Below are 16,219 nucleotides of genomic sequence, written 5' to 3'. Positions count from 1 at the left end.
CCGGCTCCTCCGCTCCACATCACCACAGCAGCTTCCCGGCATGCCGCCGGCGCTGCCGCCTGGCTACGGCCGCACGCCCGGGCCCGAGCCCCCTCGAAGGGATCATTGTGAAGCTGAGCGAATTGCTGGCCGGGCAGGAGCACCACGTCCTCCAGGGTGATCCGGACACGACGCTGATCACCGCGGGAACCACTTTCGATGCCGACCGGGTGATGCCGGGCTCGCTCTTCATCGCCGTACCCGGACACCGGGAGGGCGGCCCCGCCTCCGTCCCGCCCGCCCTGGCCCGGGGCGCCGCCGCCGTACTCGTCGACGGCAGTGAGCCCGAGCTGCCGGCCGCGGTATGGCCCCCGGGCACCTGTGCCGTCCGGGTCCCCGACACGCGGACGGCCGCCGCGGTGGTGACCTCCCGCTACTTCGGCGAGCCCGGCAGGCAGATGGACATGGTGGCGATCACCGGCACCAACGGGAAGACCTCCGTCTCGTACATGGTCGAGTCCGTCCTGCGGATCGCCGAGGGCTCCAGGGTGGGGGTGATCGGAACCGCCGGCAGCAGGATCGGCGACGAGCCGATCCCCATGCCGCCCTCGGTGCTGACCACGCCGGAATCCCCCGACCTGCAGTACCTGTTGGGGTACATGCGCGACCGCGGGGCCGCCGGCGTGGTGCTGGAGGCCACCTCGATGGCGCTGCTGACGCACCGGGTGGACCGTACGTTCATCGACGTCGGGGTCTTCACCAACCTCACGCAGGACCATCTGGACGACCACGGGACGATGGCGGACTACCGGGATGCCAAGCTGCGGCTCTTCCAGGGCCTGTGCCGGCGTGCGGTGGTCAACGCCGACGATCCGGTGGGCGCGTCCGTCGTGTCGATGATGCCGGGTGCGGTGACCACGTACGCCCTGGACCGCCCGGCCGACTACCGGGCCACCGACCTCGTGGTGAGCGCCTCGGGTACGCGGTTCACCCTCCACCACGCCGGACGCGCCTACCCGGCCTCGATCCCCGTCCCCGGCCGGTTCTCGGTGGCCAACGCGCTGGCCACCGTGGCGGCCTGCCACGTGCTGGGGCACGAGCTGGGCCCCCTGGTCGACGCGCTCGACCGGATGCCTCCGGTCCCGGGCCGGCTGGAACGCTTCCGGACCCCGCAGGGCACCTCCGTGATCGTGGACTACGCCCACTCGCCGGACTCCCTGGAGAAGGTCCTGACCACGATCCGGGGCTTCGCCCCCGGCCGGGTGATCACGGTCTTCGGCTGCGGCGGGGACCGCGACACCACCAAACGGGCCGAGATGGGCCAGATCGCCGGCACCCATTCCGACCTCTGCGTCCTGACCTCGGACAACCCCCGCGACGAGGACCCCGAGGCCATCCTGGACCAGGTCTCCCACGGACTCACGGGGACCGGCACCCCCTTCCGCCGCTACGCCGACCGCCGCCGGGCGATCGCCTTCGCCCTGTCCGAGGCGGGCCCCGACGACACGGTCCTGATCGCCGGCAAGGGCAGCGAACCGCACCAGATCGTCGGCGAGGAACTGCTCCCCTTCAGCGACATGGCCACCGTGCGCGAACTGGCCACGTCCTGGACCGCGCGCAGCACCGGGCTTCCGCCCCTCCAGGGCCCGCCGGGAGCGCCCCGTATCGTGAGGGCATGAAGGCGTACCAGAGCACTCCTGTGCGTGTCGAGGCGATGCTCGAAGACTTGCGCACGCTCGTCGAGGTCGAGTCCCCGTCGCGTGACCTCGACGCCCTGAAGGCGTCGGCCCACGCCGTGGCGGCGGTCGTCGAGAGCCGGCTGGGCGGGCGGGCCGTCCTGGTGGACAGTCAGGCCGGGCCACATGTGCACTGGTCGGGCGGGGGCGATCCCCGGGTGCTGATCCTCGGCCACCACGACACGGTCTTCCCGCTGGGCACGCTGGAGCGCCGCCCCTTCCGGGTCGAGGGCGGGCACGCGACGGGCCCCGGAGTCTTCGACATGCTCGGCGGTCTGGTCCAGGCCGTGCACGGTCTGGCGGCGCTGGACGACCTGTCGGGCGTGGAGGTGCTGGTGACCGCCGACGAGGAGGTGGGTTCCGGCTCCTCCCGGGCCCTGATCGAGGAGCGGGCGCGCGCCTGCGGCGCGGTGCTCGTGTTCGAGGGCGCGGCCGACGGCGGGGGCCTGAAGACGGGCCGCAAGGGGTGCGGCACGTTCGAGGTGCTCGTCAAGGGGCGGGCGGCGCACGCCGGGCTGGAGCCGGAGGCCGGGGTGAACGCGCTGGTCGAGGCGGCGCACCAGGTACTGGACATCGCGGCGCTGAGCAGGCCGGAGCTCGGGACGACGGTGACCCCGACCGTGGCGTCGGCGGGCACCTCGGACAACGTCGTTCCGGCGGAGGCGACGGTGCTGGTCGACGTCCGGGTCGAGTCGGCCGGGGAGAAGGAGCGCGTCGAGTCGGCGATGGCGGCCCTGGCCCCGCGTCTGGACGGAGCGGAGATCGTGGTCCGGGGGGCCGTGGGCCGGCCCCCGATGCCGGAGTCGGCGTCGGCGGACCTGTTCGAGATCGCGCGGCGACTGCTGCCGGGCATCGAGGGCAGGGCGGTGGGCGGCGGCAGCGACGGCAACTTCACGGGCGCGCTGGGGGTGCCTACGCTCGACGGCCTGGGAGCCGTCGGCGGCGGTGCCCATGCCGACCACGAGTACCTGGTGGTCGACGCGATGGCGGAACGGGCGCATCTCGTCACCGGACTGGTGAACGCGATCCGCGACGGCGGAACCGGCCGGTGAGCCGTCCCGTCACGTGCGGCTGACCGGCGGGCGGGGCGCGGTCAGGCGGCGCAGGGCGAGGAGGCCTCCGATACCGGGGACGGCCGACAGCGCGACGGTCGATCGGCCCGAGTGCGGCTCGCGGGCGGTGGCGATGACGACGACCAGGTAGGCGCAGCCGTGCAGGGGGCCGACGGCCGAGGAGACGGCTTGCAGGTGGAGCACGCCGAGGTTGCTCAACAGGACGGCCAGACTGCCGAGTTCCAGGAGTGCGGCGGCCCGCAGGAGTCGGCTGGGGCGGTGCATGTCAGGCTCCTGTGGTGGATCCGGGGCGGACGATCATCAGCACGGTCACCGTCGCCCACAACAGGTTGAACAGTCCGGTGTACATGCCCAGCCGACCGACCGCCCGCAGGGCGGCCGCGGCCTTTTGCGGGTCGGCGGTGCCGTCGAGGACGGTCAGTGCCGCGGACTGGCGGGGGAGTACAAGGATGCCGAGCACGGCCGCGGCCGCGGCGGTCAGTGCGATCGACGTGAGGAGCCAGGGGCTGCCCAGTACGTGGAGGCTGCGCGCGGTCGCCAGTCCGAACACCGGTACCACGACCGCGATCACGGCGTAGACCCGGCAGATGCGGTGCAGCGTACGGGCCTCGGCGAGGGTCGCGGCGTTGCCGGGTCCGGCCAGGGCGCGGCGGGCCGTCGGCGGGAACATACTGGCGGCGACGGTGACCGGGCCGATCGTGATGACCGCCGCCAGGACGTGGACGGCGAGCAGGAATTTCGTCACGTGCGTGATCCAGGTGGTCGGGAGCGGACGGGTGTCGGACGGCCGCGGGAACCGGGCCGGTGGGGGTGGACACCGACGCTAGTTGTGGTTCACAGACACCGGAAGCGGCTGGAATGCCATCAACCAACGGATTATGGCCAACGGCGGCATGGGCCCGACGGACGGCTGTGACCTGGGGGGAATCATCCGCCGTGACGGTATCCAGGGGAGAGGCCGGTGCCGCGCCCGGCTATCGTCGGGCCATGCATACCGTGGTCGTGCTCGCCCTGGACGGTGTGATTCCGTTCGACCTGTCCACCCCGATCGAGGTGTTCGCGCGGACCCGGCTTCCCGACGGCCGTCCGGCCTACCGGGTCCGTGTCTGCGCACCTGCCGAGGAGGTCGACGCCGGGGCTTTCGTGCTGCGCGCGCCGTGGCCGCTGACGGAGCTGGCCGAGGCGGACACGATCATCGTGCCCGGTGTGGCCGACCCCGCGGCGCCCGTGCCCGAGGAGGTCCTCGACGCGCTGCGGCAGGCCGCCGCACGGGGAACCAGGATCGCCTCCATCTGTGTGGGCGCCTTCGTCCTGGCCGCCACCGGACTCCTGGACGGTCTGCGGGTCACCACCCACTGGTCGGCCGCCGGGCTGCTCGCCGCGCTCCACCCCGCCGTCGAGGTGGACCCGGGGGTGCTCTACGTCGACAACGGGCAGCTGCTCACCTCGGCCGGCGCCGCCGCCGGACTGGACCTGTGCCTGCACATGATCCGGCGCGACCTCGGCTCGGCGGTGGCCGCGGACGCCGCCCGGCTGTCCGTCATGCCGCTGGAACGCGACGGCGGGCAGGCCCAGTTCATCGTGCACGACCAGCCGCCGGCCCCGCGCGGATCGGTGCTGGAGCCGCTCCTGCGCTGGATGGAGGACAACGTCCGGCGCGACCTCACCCTTGACGACGTCGCCGCACAGGGCGGCATGAGCGTCCGGACCCTCAACCGGCGCTTCCGCGAACAGACCGGCACCTCGCCGCTGCAGTGGCTGCACCGGGCCCGGATCCGGCAGGCGCAGTACCTGCTGGAGACCACCGCCCACCCCGTCGAACGGATCGCCGCGCAGGTCGGGTTCGGTTCTCCCACCGCGTTCCGGGAGCGCTTCAAGCGCCTCACGGGAACCAGTCCGCACGCCTACCGGCGCACCTTTCAGGCATAGGGCGGGACTTCGCCGAGGGCCCGGTTCCAGTCCATCCGGGACCAGGGGAGCGCGAGTTCGGCCCGGTTCGTGACCTGGCGCGGTATCAGGGAGTCGACGGGTGCCGCCTCGTGGTGGCGGGCGTACACGCTGTCCACGTACCGGTGGCCGGTGTCGGCGGCGATGAAGAGGACCGTACGCTCCGGGGCCCGGGCCCGTTCCCAGCGGGCGGCGAGGTAGCCGGCCCCGGTGGACAGGCCCGCGAACACCGCGTGCCGCCGCAGCAGGTCGACGCTGCCGGACAGGGCGGCGTCGAAGGAGATCCAGTGGAGCGTGTCGTACGACGCGTGGCTGACGTTCCCGAAGGGGATGGAGCTGCCGATCCCGGCGATGATGATCTCGGGGTCGGCGACGTGTCCGGCGCCGAAGGTGACGCTGCCGAAGGGCTGCACGCCGACGAGTTCGACGTCGGCGCGGTCCTCCCGCAGATAGCGGGCCAGCGCCCCGGTCGAGGCGCCCGAGCCGACCCCGCCGACCAGGGTCAGGCCACCCCCGCCCACCGCCGGCCGGATCCGCTCCGCCACCGCCCGGTAGCCCAGGTAGTGGATGTCGTCGTGGTACTGCCGCATCCAGTGGTACTCGGGGTGCTCCGCGAGGATCTCGTGGATGCGCTCGACCCGCCGCTTCTGGTCCAGCTTCAGATCGTCGCAGGGCTCCATCCGCTCCAGCGTCGCCCCGAACACCGCCAGTTGGGCGCACAGCGTGCGGTCGACGGTCGTCGAGCCGACGATGTGGCAGCGCATGCCGTGGCGGTGACAGGCCAGCGCGAGGGCGTACGCGTAGATCCCGCTGGAGCTGTCCAGGAGGGTGTCCCCGGGCCGCACCACCCCGGTGTCGAGCAGGTGGCGCACCGCGGCGAGGGCGGAGACGACCTTCATGGTCTCAAAGCGCAGGCAGACGAGCCGGTCGTCGAGGCGTATCAGGTCGGGCCGGCCGATGGCCTCGGCGATGTGCTGGTCCACTCGGGAACTCCTTGGTCGTCGGGAAGGCCGGGAAGGCCGGGATGGGCGGGAAGGTCGGGAAGACGCGGGTCACGGCGATGCCGTTGCCCTTCAGGGCCCGTACGCAGCCACGGATCCGCCGGTCCAGGCCCGGGGCCGCCGGGTCGAGGAGCAGACCGGCCACCGCGCCGCTGTGCGCGATCTGGACCCCGAGGGCCCCCAGCCGCCGGCCGATGTCGGCGACCGTGTCGAACTCCGCATGGCGCAGCAGCTGTTGGCCCCGCCGCGCACTGGCGGTCGCGACCTGGCCCAGCAGGGCCGCGTCGCCGGTGGCCACGGCCCGCCGCAGCAGGGTGCGCAGCCGCTCGAAGGCGCGTACGTCGCCCTCGTCGTACGCGGGGTCCGGCAGGGCGAGGGTGTCCACGGGCGCGCCCCCGCCCAGGGCGCAGCCCACGACGACGAGGGGCGGCAGGCGGGGGCCGAGGACCTCCAGCACCCGCCCCTCGCGCTGGGCGAAGAGCACCGGGCGGGCGTCCAGCATCAGCGGGTCGCAGGCCTGTTCGGCGCGCACCGCCAGCCGGGCGACGGTACCGGGCGCCAGCCGCACCCCGTAGGAGTCCGCGACCGCCCGTACGGCGGCGATGACATCGCTGGTGGAGCTGCCCATGCCGAGGCCCACCGGGATGTCGCCGGCGATCCGCAACTTCCCTCCGCAGGGCGGCTCCCGGCGCCGCGCCGCGCACTCCTCGACGGCGAGTGCCGCGGCGCGGGCGGCCTTCGTACGGTCCCCCGGCAGGACGGTGAGCTGCTCCGGCGGGGTGCCGGGATGCCGGGTGAACTCGGCCCGGCCGGCCGGCCCGGTCATCGGCAGGGTGACCAGGCCGGCGCACCGGCGTCCGGCGGCGTCGAGGAAGACGCCCTGGAGGATCTCGCCGTGGTGGCAGGAGGCGTGCCCGGCGCCGTGGCGGGAGGCGGGCGCGATCACGGCCGCCCCGCCGTCCGGTAGCGGTACAGGGTCGTCGGGTCGGCGCTGAACTGGGAGAAGGGGAAGGGTTCGGCGGACAGGGCGGTCACTCCGGAGCCGAGGAAGGCCCGGGCCACCGCGCTGCCGCTCTGCGCGTAGACGACCAGAGGGATGCCCCGGGTGCGGCAGCGGTCGAGGACGGTGTCGAAGGAGCCGTTGCCGAGGGTCATGCCGGTGGCGACGACGGCGTCGGCGCGCTCCAGTACCTCGTGCATGTCGGTGGTGACCGGATCGCCCCACTGTGTGGTCCTGAGGTTGAAGTCGCACGGCAGCGGTACGCCGCCGCGCTCGCGGATCGCCGCGACCAGCGGGTTCACCACGCCGATGAGGCCGACCCGGGCGCCGGGGCCGATGTCCAGCAGCCCGGCGACGGCCGCGTCGCGGGCCCGGGCGCGTACCTCGGGGGTGCCGACCGGGAGGACGACCGGCTCCGCCCCGGCGTCGCGGTGCGGGCGCCGCCCCGCGAGGTACGCGTCGAGCGCGGCGATCCGCAGGGGGCGGGGAGCCTCGCGCAGCAGGACGTCGAGCGGGGCGCCCGAGGCGTCACGGCAGATCGCCGGGTCGATCTCGCCGGCCTCGAAGGCGCAGCCGCCGAAGGAGTCGCCGACGCGCACCAGGACGTACTGGTTGAGGTAGGTGGTGTCGCCGCCGGCCAGCCGGGTGCCGTGGTGGATCCAGAACACACTGGTCGCCACGAGTGCGCGGGGCGGCGGGCCCTGTTCACCGGCCAGTACGGCCGCGAAGAGGCCGTCGACGGTCGGTGCGGGCGCGGGCGCGGGTGCGGGTGCGGGTGCGGGTGCGGTGGGCGGCGTGTGGCTCGTCATGACGTTCCTTGTCGGAGTGCGGGGGCGGGGTCGGGCACGGCTGTGGGCACGGCCGCGGGCGCGGCCGCGGTGGTGCGGAGCGGGCCTCGGTAGGACACCGAGGGACGGCCCGTGGCGTCGGTGGTCAGTTCGGCGTCGACCCCGAAGACCCGGGCGAGGTGCTCGGCGGTGAGTACGGCGGCCGGGGTGCCGGAGGCGATCAGGCGGCCCTCGTGCATGAGCAGCAGCCGGTCGCAGTGGCGGGCGGCCAGGGTGAGGTCGTGCAGCGCGACCAGCACCGTCTGCCCGGTGCCTGCGAGCAGTTCCATGAGCTCCAACTGGTGCTTGACGTCCAGGTGGTTGGTGGGCTCGTCGAGGAGCAGGGCGTACGGCTGCTGGGCGAACGCGCGGGCGATGTGGGCACGCTGCCGCTCGCCGCCCGACAGGCCCTTCCAGGAGCGCCCGGCGAGCGCGGTGAGGCCGACGCGGTCCAGCGCGGCGGCGACCACCGCCCGGTCGGTGGCGTCCGGGCCGCGCCAGGGGTCGCGGAAGGGGGTCCGCCCCAGCCCCACCACGTCGGCGACGCGCAGGTCGGTGTCGAATGCGGAGTCCTGTTCCACGAAGGCGATCCGGCGGGCGATCCGGCGGGCGCTCCAGTCCCGTATCGACCGGCCGTCGTAGCGCACCGTGCCCGCGTCGGGCACGCGCAGCCCGGCCAGGCAGCGCAGGAGCGAGGACTTGCCGCAGCCGTTGGGGCCGAGCAGTCCGACCGTCTCGCCCGGCGCGATGTCCAGGCCGGCCCCGCGGACGACGGGCGTGCCGGCGGCCGACCAGCTCAGCCCTTCGGCGGTGATCCTCACAGCTCACCCCTCCTGCGCAGGACGAGCAGGAACAGCGGTACACCGAGCAGCGCGGTGATCACGCCGACCGGTATCTCACGCGGTGCGAAGGCGGCGCGCGCCAGGGCGTCGGTCCACACGAGGAACACCGCGCCCGCGAGCGCCGCGTGGGGGAGCAGCACCCGGTGCAGCGGACCGGCCAGCAGACGCACCCCGTGCGGGACGATCAGCCCGACGAAGCCGATGGCGCCGACGGTGGCCACCGCCACCGAGGTCAGCACGGCCGTCATCACGAGCAGCAGCATCCGGGTGCGCCGTACGCCGATCCCCAGCGACGCGGCGGTGTCCGCGCCGAACGCGAGGCCGTCGAGGGCGTTCGCGCACAGCCAGGCGGCCGCCAGTCCGAGCGGGGTGACGACCGCGCAGACCGCGACGGCGTCCCAGCGGGCCGGCGCCATCGAGCCCAGCAGCCAGTGGGTGAGGGCGCGCGTGGTGTCGGCGTCGGCCGAGGCCATCAGGACGAGCGAGGTCAGCGCGGTGAAGAGCTGTCCGACGACCACTCCGGTGAGGACGATGCGGACCGAGTCCAGGCCCGTACGGCGCAGCAGCACCAGCAGCAGGCCGAAGGAGAGCAGGGCGCCGACGAGGGCGCCGCCGGTGATCCCGAGGGTTTGGGCGCCCAGCCCGGACAAGGGCAGGACGGCCACGGCGACGGCCCCGGCCGAGGCGCCCGAGGACACGCCGAGCAGGTACGGGTCGGCCAGCGCGTTGCGGGTGACGGCCTGCAGCACGGTGCCGCACACCGCGAGCGAGGCACCGACCAGGGCCGCCATCAGCACCCGGGGCAGCCGCAGGTCCCAGACGAGCGAGTCCAGCAGCGGCGGCAGCGGTTCGGTGCCCAGCCCCAGCCGGGCCCCGAGCGCCCGGCCGAGGTCGGTCCATCCCACGTCGGCGCTGCCGATACGGGTGCCTGCCGCCACCGAGGCGGCCAGGACGAGCGCTCCGGCGAGGAACAGCCCCGCACGGGCCGGTCCACCGGACCGTCCGGCCCGCGGCGGCGGGGGCGGCGCGTCCACCCGGACCTCCCGGGCGGCGGGAAGCAGCAGGTCCACGGCCCGCGGGTCAGCGGACATACCCGAGGTCCTTCATGCCCGCCGCCAGCAGCCCCAGGGCGTGCACGGAGCGTACGGAGGGGTCCAGTTCGATGCCCGGCACCTCGATGATCCTGTTCTCGCGGACCGCCGCCAGTCGGGAGACCACCGGGTCCGCGGCCATCGCGGCGCGCTTCTCGGCGGCGCTGTCGCCCGGCCGGCCGCGCTCGCTCAGATCCCCGATCACGATGAAATCCGGGTCGCGGGCGGCGACTTGCTCCCACGAGACCTCCGGCCAGTCCTCGGCCACGTCGTCGAAGGCGTTCTTCGCGCCGACGATCCGGCTCATCTCGCCGGGCAGGCCGGTCCGGCCCGCGACGTAGGGCATGCCGTTGAAGACCGAGTAGAGGTAGACGACCGTGGGCCGCCTCCCGTCCCGGGCGGTGGCCCCGGCGGCGTTCGCGCCGGCCGCGGCGACGGCGGCGCGCTGCTCCCGGGCGAGCCGGCCGGCCCGCTCCGTGCGGCCGAAGACCTCGCCGAGCCGCTCGTAGTCGGAGAAGAGCAGTTCGAAGGGTGTCCTTCCGGCCTCGTCGTGCTGCGGGCAGTCCACGGCGCTGACGAAGGCGGGAACCCCCAGGGCGGCCAGTTCCTCGCGGGTGCCGGCGCGGTCCTTCGTGTAGAGGTCGCCGGAGGCGGCCATCACGAAGTCGGGGGTGGCCGCACGCAGTTGCTCGCCGGTGGCGATCTTGGGGGCGATGACCGGGACCTTGGCGTAGGCGTCCTGGTACTGCGCGGGGATCTTCGTCTTGAGGTTGGCCGTTCCGGCCATCCGGTCCTGGAGTCCCAGTTCCAGCAGGGTCTCGGTCGAGGTCTGGTCCAGGGCGACGGCGCGCCGCGGGGGCCGGTCGAAGGAGAGCTGCCGCCCGCAGCTGCCGAACGCCGCCGTCCGGGCGGCCGGTTCGCCCTTCGGCGCGCGGTCGTCGGTGGCGGTCGAGCAGCCCGTGGTGGCGAGGGTGAGGGCGAGTACGAGTGCGAAGGGGATGCCGATCCGGGCGCGTTGGCGCATGGGTTCTCCGGTCTGGGGGCGTGGGTGTGGTCGTGCACCGGGGCAGGGGTGCCGCGTCACAGAGTACTGTAATGGTTATCGTTTTCATTAACACCCCCGGGTCGGGGTTCGCCGAACCGCGACCCGGCACCGGCCGACGAACGAGGAGCACCCCCCATGGCGACCACACCCGCCCCCACGACGCCCAGGACCGCCCCACCGCCCACCCGCTCCGTCCTGCGCGACCCGGCCTTCCTGCGCCTGTGGGCGGGCAGCACCGCCTCCGGACTCGCGACCTGGGCCCTGCCCTTCGTTCTGGGCCTCGCCGTCCTGCACCGTGAACTCGGCGCGGCCGGCCTGGGCCTGGTCCTCGCGGCCCGCACCGCCGGCTTCCTCGCGGCCGTCGCCGTCGGCGGGGTGCTGGCCGACCGTCACTCGCGCCGGGCCGTCGTGCTCTGGTCCGCGCTCGCGGCCGCGGCCGCCGCCCCGCTCCTCGCCCTGGGCCTCGGCCGGTCGCTGCTGGTGATGACCCTGGCCGCGGCCCTCGCGGGCGCCGGCCAGGGGGCCTGCCGCCCCGCCTTCCAGGCGCTCACCGCCGAGGTCGTCGCCGCGGACCGCAGGCAGCAGGCCAATGCCGCCATGACCATGGCGGTACGGACCTCCACGCTGGCGGGCCCCACCATGACGGCCCTGCTCGCGTCGTTCGTCGGCACGGGGACACTGCTGCTGGGCATCGGATTGCTCTGGCTGGTCGCCGCCCTCCTGCCGGGCCGCGGCGCCACGGTCCCCGGATCACAGAGTTCCGCACCGCGCGCATCCCTGCGCGCCGAGTTCGTCGACGGCATACGCGAGGCCCGCCGCCACCCCTGGTTCCTCGCCGGACTCGGCGCCCTGACCGCCGTGATCGCGCTGGGCTACTCCGCCACCGGCGTGGCCCTGCCCCTCGTCAGCCGCGACCGCTACGGCACCGGGTGGGTCATGGCCGCGGCCATGACCGCCTACACCGTGGGCGCGCTCGGCGGGGCCCTGCTCACCGCCCGCCGACGGCCCCGCTCCCAGGGCTGGAGCGCCTTCGCCGGCCTGGCCTCCTACGGCTTCGCGCCGCTGAGCCTGATGCTTCCGGTCCACCCGGCCGTGGTGATCGCGGCCTACGTCGTGGCCGGAATCGGGATCGAGCTGTTCAACGTGCCCTGGTTCACGGCCACCCAGCGCGAGGTCGCCCCGGACAAGCTCGCCCGCGTCTCCTCGCTGGACTTCCTGCTGTCCTACGGGCTCGCCCCGGCCGGCCTCGCCCTCATCGCCCCGGCCATCGGCACCTTCGGCGCCACCCCGGTCCTCGCCGTGTGTGCCGCGGCCTGCTTCCTCGTACCCGCCGCGGCCGCCCTCGTACCCACCGCCCGGCACTTCGGGCGGACTCCGGGGAGCCAGGGGGTGTCGAGGTCAGCGCCGTGACCGTACGAGGGCGAACACCGCGCCCTCCGGGTCCGCGACCGTGGCCTGCCGGCCGCGCGGACCCTCACGGGGCGGGTCGACCACGCGCCCGCCGAGCTCGACGACCCGGGCGGCCGCCGCATCGGTGTCCTCCACCTCGAAGTACGTCATCCAGTGCGGCCCCCGGTCGTGCGGCAGCGAGCGGCCGACGCCGTGCACGGCGGCCACCGGCCTCCCCTCCAGGTGCAGGGTCTGGTAGTCGAAGTCGTCGGAGGCCGTGGCGTGCGTCTGCGCCTCGTGGCCGAAGACGTGCTCGTAGAACTTCCCGACCGTCGAGGTGTCCTGGGTGACCAGCTCGTTCCACACGGGGGTGCCCGGCTCGCCGTGCGGCCGGGTGCCCATCCGGCTCTGCGCCTGCCACAGCCCGAAGATCGCGCCCAGCGGGTCGGAGCAGATCGCCACCCGCCCCGCGATACCGGCGTCCAGCGGGCCCACCGCGACCGTGCCGCCGCAGGCGCGCACCGACTCGGCGGTGGCATCCGCGTCGTCCGTGGCGAGGTACGTCGTCCAGGCCACCGGAAGATGCCGGTCCGGCGGCATCTCGCCGATCCCGGCCACCTCGTGGCCGTTCAGCACCGCGCGGACGTACGGGCCGAGCTGCTCGGGCCCCGGTTCGTACTCCCAGCCGAACAGGTCGGCGTAGAAGTCCTCGGTGGTCCCGAGGCCGTGCACCATGAGGCTCACCCAGCACGGGGTACCGGGGGTGCGCCGGATCGCTTCCGCTGCCTCGGTCATGTCAGCCGTCTCCTCCGTCGTGGCGCTTACCGGTGCTGATGCTTCCACTCCCGGCGACTCGGCGCGCCCCGACCGGGCCGCGTCGAGGGGGCCGGTCACGGAGTTGACCGGATCGGTACGGCCCCCCGATGACGGTCTTGTTACGCCGGTGCCGGGCGGGGAGGAAGATGACCGGCATGACTGCGAAATCTGCGACCCTCGCCGCCGCCGAACTGAGGAACGAGCTGGCGGGCCCCCGCCCGCCGGTGCTGCTGGACGTCCGCTGGCAGCTCGGCGGCCCTGACCAGCGGCCCGCCTACGAGGCAGGACACCTGCCCGGGGCGGTGTATGTCGACCTCGACCGAGAACTGGCAGGTCCGCCCGGGAAGGGCGGACGCCACCCGCTCCCGGACCCGGAGGCCTTCGGGGAGGCGATGCGGCGGGCGGGCGTCCCGGCGGACGGTCCCGTCGTCGTGTACGACGGCGGACTGGGCTGGGCGGCGGCCCGGGCGTGGTGGCTGCTGCGCTGGACGGGTCACCCGAACGTGCGGGTCCTGGACGGCGGCCTGGCCGCCTGGACGGCGGCCGGGGGCGCGGTTACGGCCGACCGGGTGACTCCCGTGGAGGGCGATTTCAAGCCAACTCCGGGGGCGGTCGGGCTGCTGGACGCCGACGGAGCGGCCCTGCGCGCGCGGGAAGGGGTCCTCCTGGACGCCCGCGCGGGGGAGCGCTACCGGGGCGAGGTCGAACCGATCGACCCGGTCGGCGGCCATGTCCCGGGCGCGCTGTCGGCCCCGACCACGGAGAACGTGGGCCCGGACGGACGGTTCCTGCCGGCGGGAGCCCTGCGCGCCCGGTTCGAGGCGCTCGGAGCGTCCGAGGGGACGCCGGTGGGCGTGTACTGCGGCTCGGGGGTCTCCGGAGCGCATGAGGTGCTGGCCCTGGAGGTGGCCGGCATCGAGTCCGACCTGTACGCGGGCAGTTGGTCCGAGTGGTCCGGGGACCCGGCCCGCCCGGTGGCCACGGGCCCGGACCCCCAGTAGGCGGGCGGGCGGAGCCGCCGGGCAGGACCCGGCGGCGCCACCCCCGCCCCTACTCCTGCTTCTTGCGGCGGGTGCCGAAGACGATCTCGTCCCAGCTCGGTACTGCCGCACGGCGCCCGGGGCGGACCCCGTCGGCCTCCGCCTGGCGGTCGGTGGTGCCGGTCAGGCGGTCCCGGTGGCCCGCCACCGTGCGCGGCATGAGGACATCGGCGTACGCGGCGCCCGCGCCCGCCGAGGCGGCCGGCGCCGGCGGCTCTTCCGCCTCCGGTTCGGTGTCGTCCGGGGTCTCGGTGCGGTCCGGGACCACCATGTCGCCGCGGAAGCTCGGGACCGCCTCCAACAGGCTGGTGAGGGTGTCCCGCTCCTCCTCCGGTTCCGGTACGGGCGCCGGACGGGGTTCGATCCGTTCCAGCTGCCGGTCCAGGGCGCGGTCCAGCGGCCGGTCGCGCGGCAGCCGCGCGATCCTCGGCACGAAGGGGAAGCTCGGCTCCGGCGTCGCCGGCAGGTCCTCCGACTCGCCGATCAGGGAGCGGGCCTCGTCGTCCACGGCCACGACCAGCCGGCGCGGCGGGTCGTAGGTCCAGCTCGCCGAGTGCGTCTCGCTCGCGACCCGGTAGACGAGGAGGACCTCCCAGGTGCCGTCGTCGCGGCGCCAGGAGTCCCACTGGACGGTGTCCTTGTCGGCGCCGCGCAGGGACAGCCGCTCCTGCACGGCCTCGCCGAGCTGCGGACCGGTGTTCTCGCCGGGGCGGCGTACGGGCGTCTTGCGGGCGCGCTCGGCCATGAACGCGCGCTCGGCGAGCACCGGGCCCTCGAAGCGGCGCACGCGGTCGACCGGGATGCCGGCGAGTTGAGCGACCTCCTCCGCGGAGGCACCGGCCCGTATGCGGGCCTGGATGTCGCGGGGGCGGAGGTGGCTCTCCACCTCGATCTCGATCTGGTTCAGGCGTGCGCGATCGTTGCGGACGGCGGCGCGGAGCCGCTCGTCGATCGGAAGCGTGTACTCCGTGCTGTCCGCAGCCTTGAGCACCAGTCGTGTGCCGTCATTTGAGACGGCCACGACACGCAGTTCGGGCATGGGGACCTCCCGGGTGGTGCCTGCCGACGTCACGTGCGTCGCTGCTTCCGCTAGTCGAGTGTGGCCTGCCCGGGTGCAGCCTGCCACAACCTTGCCGAGTTAAACCGGCGTGTCGGGCATGCGCCCTTGATCGCCGTTATGGCACGGTTACCTGTTGGGCACGCACAGTGACCGAACGGTTACTGTGCGCAGCAGGCGCCCGTGCAATACCGCGGCATCACCGGTCTTTGAGTGCCGTGTTCCATCCGTCGGCCCCCTCTCCCGAGTCCGGACATCCGAAAGGAAGGACGGCCCCAGGGCTCGCCACAGTACTCCATTCGGGCCACCTGGGTGGACCGCCGCGCCGCCGAACTTTCCCCGGACGGCGGGAGTTGGCCTGCCCTCGATCGGGTCCGACCTGCACCCGTGGTCCGTTTTCGGGTGTCTTGCTTCACATAATCACCAGAAACGGAACTATCTGCTTCGCTCAGCGGTCGGTAACTCCAGGAAGAGGAGAAGCGCGAGAGGCGGGACACACCGGGGATGGCGATGGGTCAGAAGGCTGCGCGGGGCGTCGAGGACGAACCGGAGAAGAAGAAGCTCGACCTGAGCGCGGCCCAGGTCGCCGGTTCCTCCCTCGCCACCGTCGCCGCGGCCCTGCTCGCCTCGAAGATGGGCGTCTACGGGACCATCCTCGGGGCCGGTGTGGTCAGCGTCGTCGCCACCGCGGGCGGGCCCGTCATCCAGCACCTCTTCCGGCGCACGGGCGACCAGCTGCGGGAGAGCGCCCGGCCCAGGGCCCGTCAGGTGCCGCCGCCCCGCGAGGAGTCGGCGGCCGCGGGCACCGCGACCGCGCGGACCGCCACCGGGGAGTTCGGGGCGGCCACCGTGCACGGCACCCGGGTGCGGGGCTGGAAGCGCACCGCGGTCGCCTCGGGCGCGGCCTTCGCCGTGGCCATCGGCGGCCTCGGCACCTACGAGGCGATGGCCGGCACCTCCGTCAGCAGCGGCGGCGGCACGCTCTTCTCCGGCGGTACCCGCACGGCGGGCACGGAGCGGACCGCCCCGCCCCGGGAGGAGCCCGGCGGCGAGGGCAGAGGCGGGCGGGCCCCCGGGGCCGGGACCTCGCCGAGTCCGAGCCCCCCGGAACCGTCCGGCGGCCGGAGCCCGAGCCCCGGACCCAGCCCCTCCGGATCCGGTGGCTCCGGAAACTCAAGCAGTTCCGGCAGTTCCGGCAGTTCCGGCAGCTCAGGCAACTCCGGGGCCTCCGCGGACCCGACGCCCGACGCCGGCCCCTCGAAGGGGGCACCGGCCTCACCCCCGGCCACGGACGCGCCCGCACCGCCGGCCCCGGCACCCAGCCCCGACGCCTCGCGGCCGGCGGCGCGGCAGAGCGCGCCCTGACACCGGACCGG

16 protein-coding genes are annotated in these 16,219 nt (G+C 74.3%); 6 read left to right on the top strand and 10 right to left on the bottom strand.

What is annotated here, in order from left to right:
• The first annotated feature begins 107 nt into the window (after positions 1-107).
• Together Sspor_RS13235 and Sspor_RS13230 are read left to right on the top strand one after the other, a co-directional pair.
• Positions 108-1,658, top strand: coding sequence for a UDP-N-acetylmuramoyl-L-alanyl-D-glutamate--2,6-diaminopimelate ligase (locus tag Sspor_RS13235; RefSeq protein WP_202199318.1), 1,551 nt, complete (start codon positions 108-110; stop codon positions 1,656-1,658).
• Positions 1,655-2,767: a M20 family metallopeptidase gene (locus Sspor_RS13230; protein ID WP_202199317.1), complete on the top strand. Its 1,113-nt coding sequence runs from the start codon at positions 1,655-1,657 to the stop codon at positions 2,765-2,767. The genes Sspor_RS13235 and Sspor_RS13230 overlap by 4 nt, the downstream gene beginning before the upstream one ends.
• A 9-nt stretch (positions 2,768-2,776) precedes the next feature.
• Here Sspor_RS13230 and Sspor_RS13225 read toward each other — a convergent pair whose 3' ends face one another.
• Complete coding sequence (locus tag Sspor_RS13225) at positions 2,777-3,052, bottom strand: DUF3817 domain-containing protein (RefSeq protein ID WP_202199316.1); 276 nt, start codon at positions 3,050-3,052, stop codon at positions 2,777-2,779.
• A gap of 1 nt (position 3,053) precedes the next feature.
• A complete protein-coding gene (locus Sspor_RS13220; RefSeq protein WP_202199315.1) occupies positions 3,054-3,533 on the bottom strand; it encodes a hypothetical protein in 480 nt (159 codons plus the stop codon).
• 242 nt (positions 3,534-3,775) lie between these two features.
• On the opposite strand from Sspor_RS13220, the gene Sspor_RS13215 reads away from it, so the two are divergent.
• Positions 3,776-4,717: a GlxA family transcriptional regulator gene (locus Sspor_RS13215; RefSeq protein WP_202199314.1), complete on the top strand. Its 942-nt coding sequence runs from the start codon at positions 3,776-3,778 to the stop codon at positions 4,715-4,717.
• Here the strand turns inward: Sspor_RS13215 and Sspor_RS13210 are convergent.
• The 6 genes from Sspor_RS13210 to Sspor_RS13185 are packed head-to-tail and all read right to left on the bottom strand — an operon-like array spanning position 4,708 to position 10,520.
• Positions 4,708-5,718 (bottom strand): pyridoxal-phosphate dependent enzyme, encoded by a 1,011-nt coding sequence (locus Sspor_RS13210; protein WP_202199313.1) that lies wholly within the window; start codon positions 5,716-5,718, stop codon positions 4,708-4,710. The genes Sspor_RS13215 and Sspor_RS13210 overlap by 10 nt on opposite strands.
• Positions 5,639-6,682: a GHMP family kinase ATP-binding protein gene (locus Sspor_RS13205; RefSeq protein ID WP_202199312.1), complete on the bottom strand. Its 1,044-nt coding sequence runs from the start codon at positions 6,680-6,682 to the stop codon at positions 5,639-5,641. Before Sspor_RS13205 ends, Sspor_RS13210 begins: the two co-directional genes overlap by 80 nt.
• On the bottom strand, positions 6,679-7,545 hold the full coding sequence (locus Sspor_RS13200) for a Rossmann-like domain-containing protein (protein WP_202199311.1): 867 nt from the start codon (positions 7,543-7,545) through the stop codon (positions 6,679-6,681). The genes Sspor_RS13205 and Sspor_RS13200 overlap by 4 nt, the downstream gene beginning before the upstream one ends.
• On the bottom strand, positions 7,542-8,384 hold the full coding sequence (locus Sspor_RS13195) for an ABC transporter ATP-binding protein (protein ID WP_202199310.1): 843 nt from the start codon (positions 8,382-8,384) through the stop codon (positions 7,542-7,544). Before Sspor_RS13195 ends, Sspor_RS13200 begins: the two co-directional genes overlap by 4 nt.
• The gene (locus tag Sspor_RS13190; protein ID WP_202199309.1) at positions 8,381-9,496 is read right to left on the bottom strand and encodes a FecCD family ABC transporter permease; all 1,116 of its coding nucleotides are present in this window, start codon (positions 9,494-9,496) and stop codon (positions 8,381-8,383) included. The genes Sspor_RS13195 and Sspor_RS13190 overlap by 4 nt, the downstream gene beginning before the upstream one ends.
• Positions 9,486-10,520, bottom strand: a complete 1,035-nt coding sequence (locus tag Sspor_RS13185; RefSeq protein ID WP_202199308.1) for an ABC transporter substrate-binding protein — start codon at positions 10,518-10,520, stop codon at positions 9,486-9,488. The genes Sspor_RS13190 and Sspor_RS13185 overlap by 11 nt, the downstream gene beginning before the upstream one ends.
• Before the next feature lie 156 nt (positions 10,521-10,676).
• Here Sspor_RS13185 and Sspor_RS13180 point away from each other — a divergent pair, with 156 nt between their 5' ends.
• A complete protein-coding gene (locus tag Sspor_RS13180; RefSeq protein WP_202199307.1) occupies positions 10,677-11,951 on the top strand; it encodes an MFS transporter in 1,275 nt (424 codons plus the stop codon).
• Here Sspor_RS13180 and Sspor_RS13175 read toward each other — a convergent pair.
• On the bottom strand, positions 11,940-12,725 hold the full coding sequence (locus Sspor_RS13175; RefSeq protein ID WP_202199306.1) for a VOC family protein: 786 nt from the start codon (positions 12,723-12,725) through the stop codon (positions 11,940-11,942). The genes Sspor_RS13180 and Sspor_RS13175 overlap by 12 nt on opposite strands.
• A gap of 176 nt (positions 12,726-12,901) precedes the next feature.
• Between Sspor_RS13175 and Sspor_RS13170 the strand changes: the two genes are divergently transcribed.
• Positions 12,902-13,747, top strand: coding sequence for a sulfurtransferase (locus Sspor_RS13170; protein WP_202199305.1), 846 nt, complete (start codon positions 12,902-12,904; stop codon positions 13,745-13,747).
• Positions 13,748-13,796: 49 nt separating this feature from the next.
• On the opposite strand, the gene sepH is transcribed toward Sspor_RS13170, so the two are convergent.
• Positions 13,797-14,825 carry a septation protein SepH gene (gene sepH / locus Sspor_RS13165; protein ID WP_237403846.1) on the bottom strand — a complete coding sequence of 343 codons (1,029 nt, stop codon included), beginning with the start codon at positions 14,823-14,825 and terminating at the stop codon, positions 13,797-13,799.
• A gap of 528 nt (positions 14,826-15,353) precedes the next feature.
• On the opposite strand from sepH, the gene Sspor_RS13160 reads away from it, so the two are divergent.
• Positions 15,354-16,208: a hypothetical protein gene (locus Sspor_RS13160; protein WP_202199303.1), complete on the top strand. Its 855-nt coding sequence runs from the start codon at positions 15,354-15,356 to the stop codon at positions 16,206-16,208.
• Positions 16,209-16,219: the final 11 nt, after the last annotated feature.

The sequence above is a fragment of the Streptomyces spororaveus genome (assembly GCF_016755875.1).
GTDB classification, from domain to species: Bacteria; Actinomycetota; Actinomycetes; order Streptomycetales; family Streptomycetaceae; genus Streptomyces; species Streptomyces spororaveus.
Note: the sequence above shows the minus strand (reverse complement) of the source record. Positions and strands in the feature narration are given on the sequence as shown.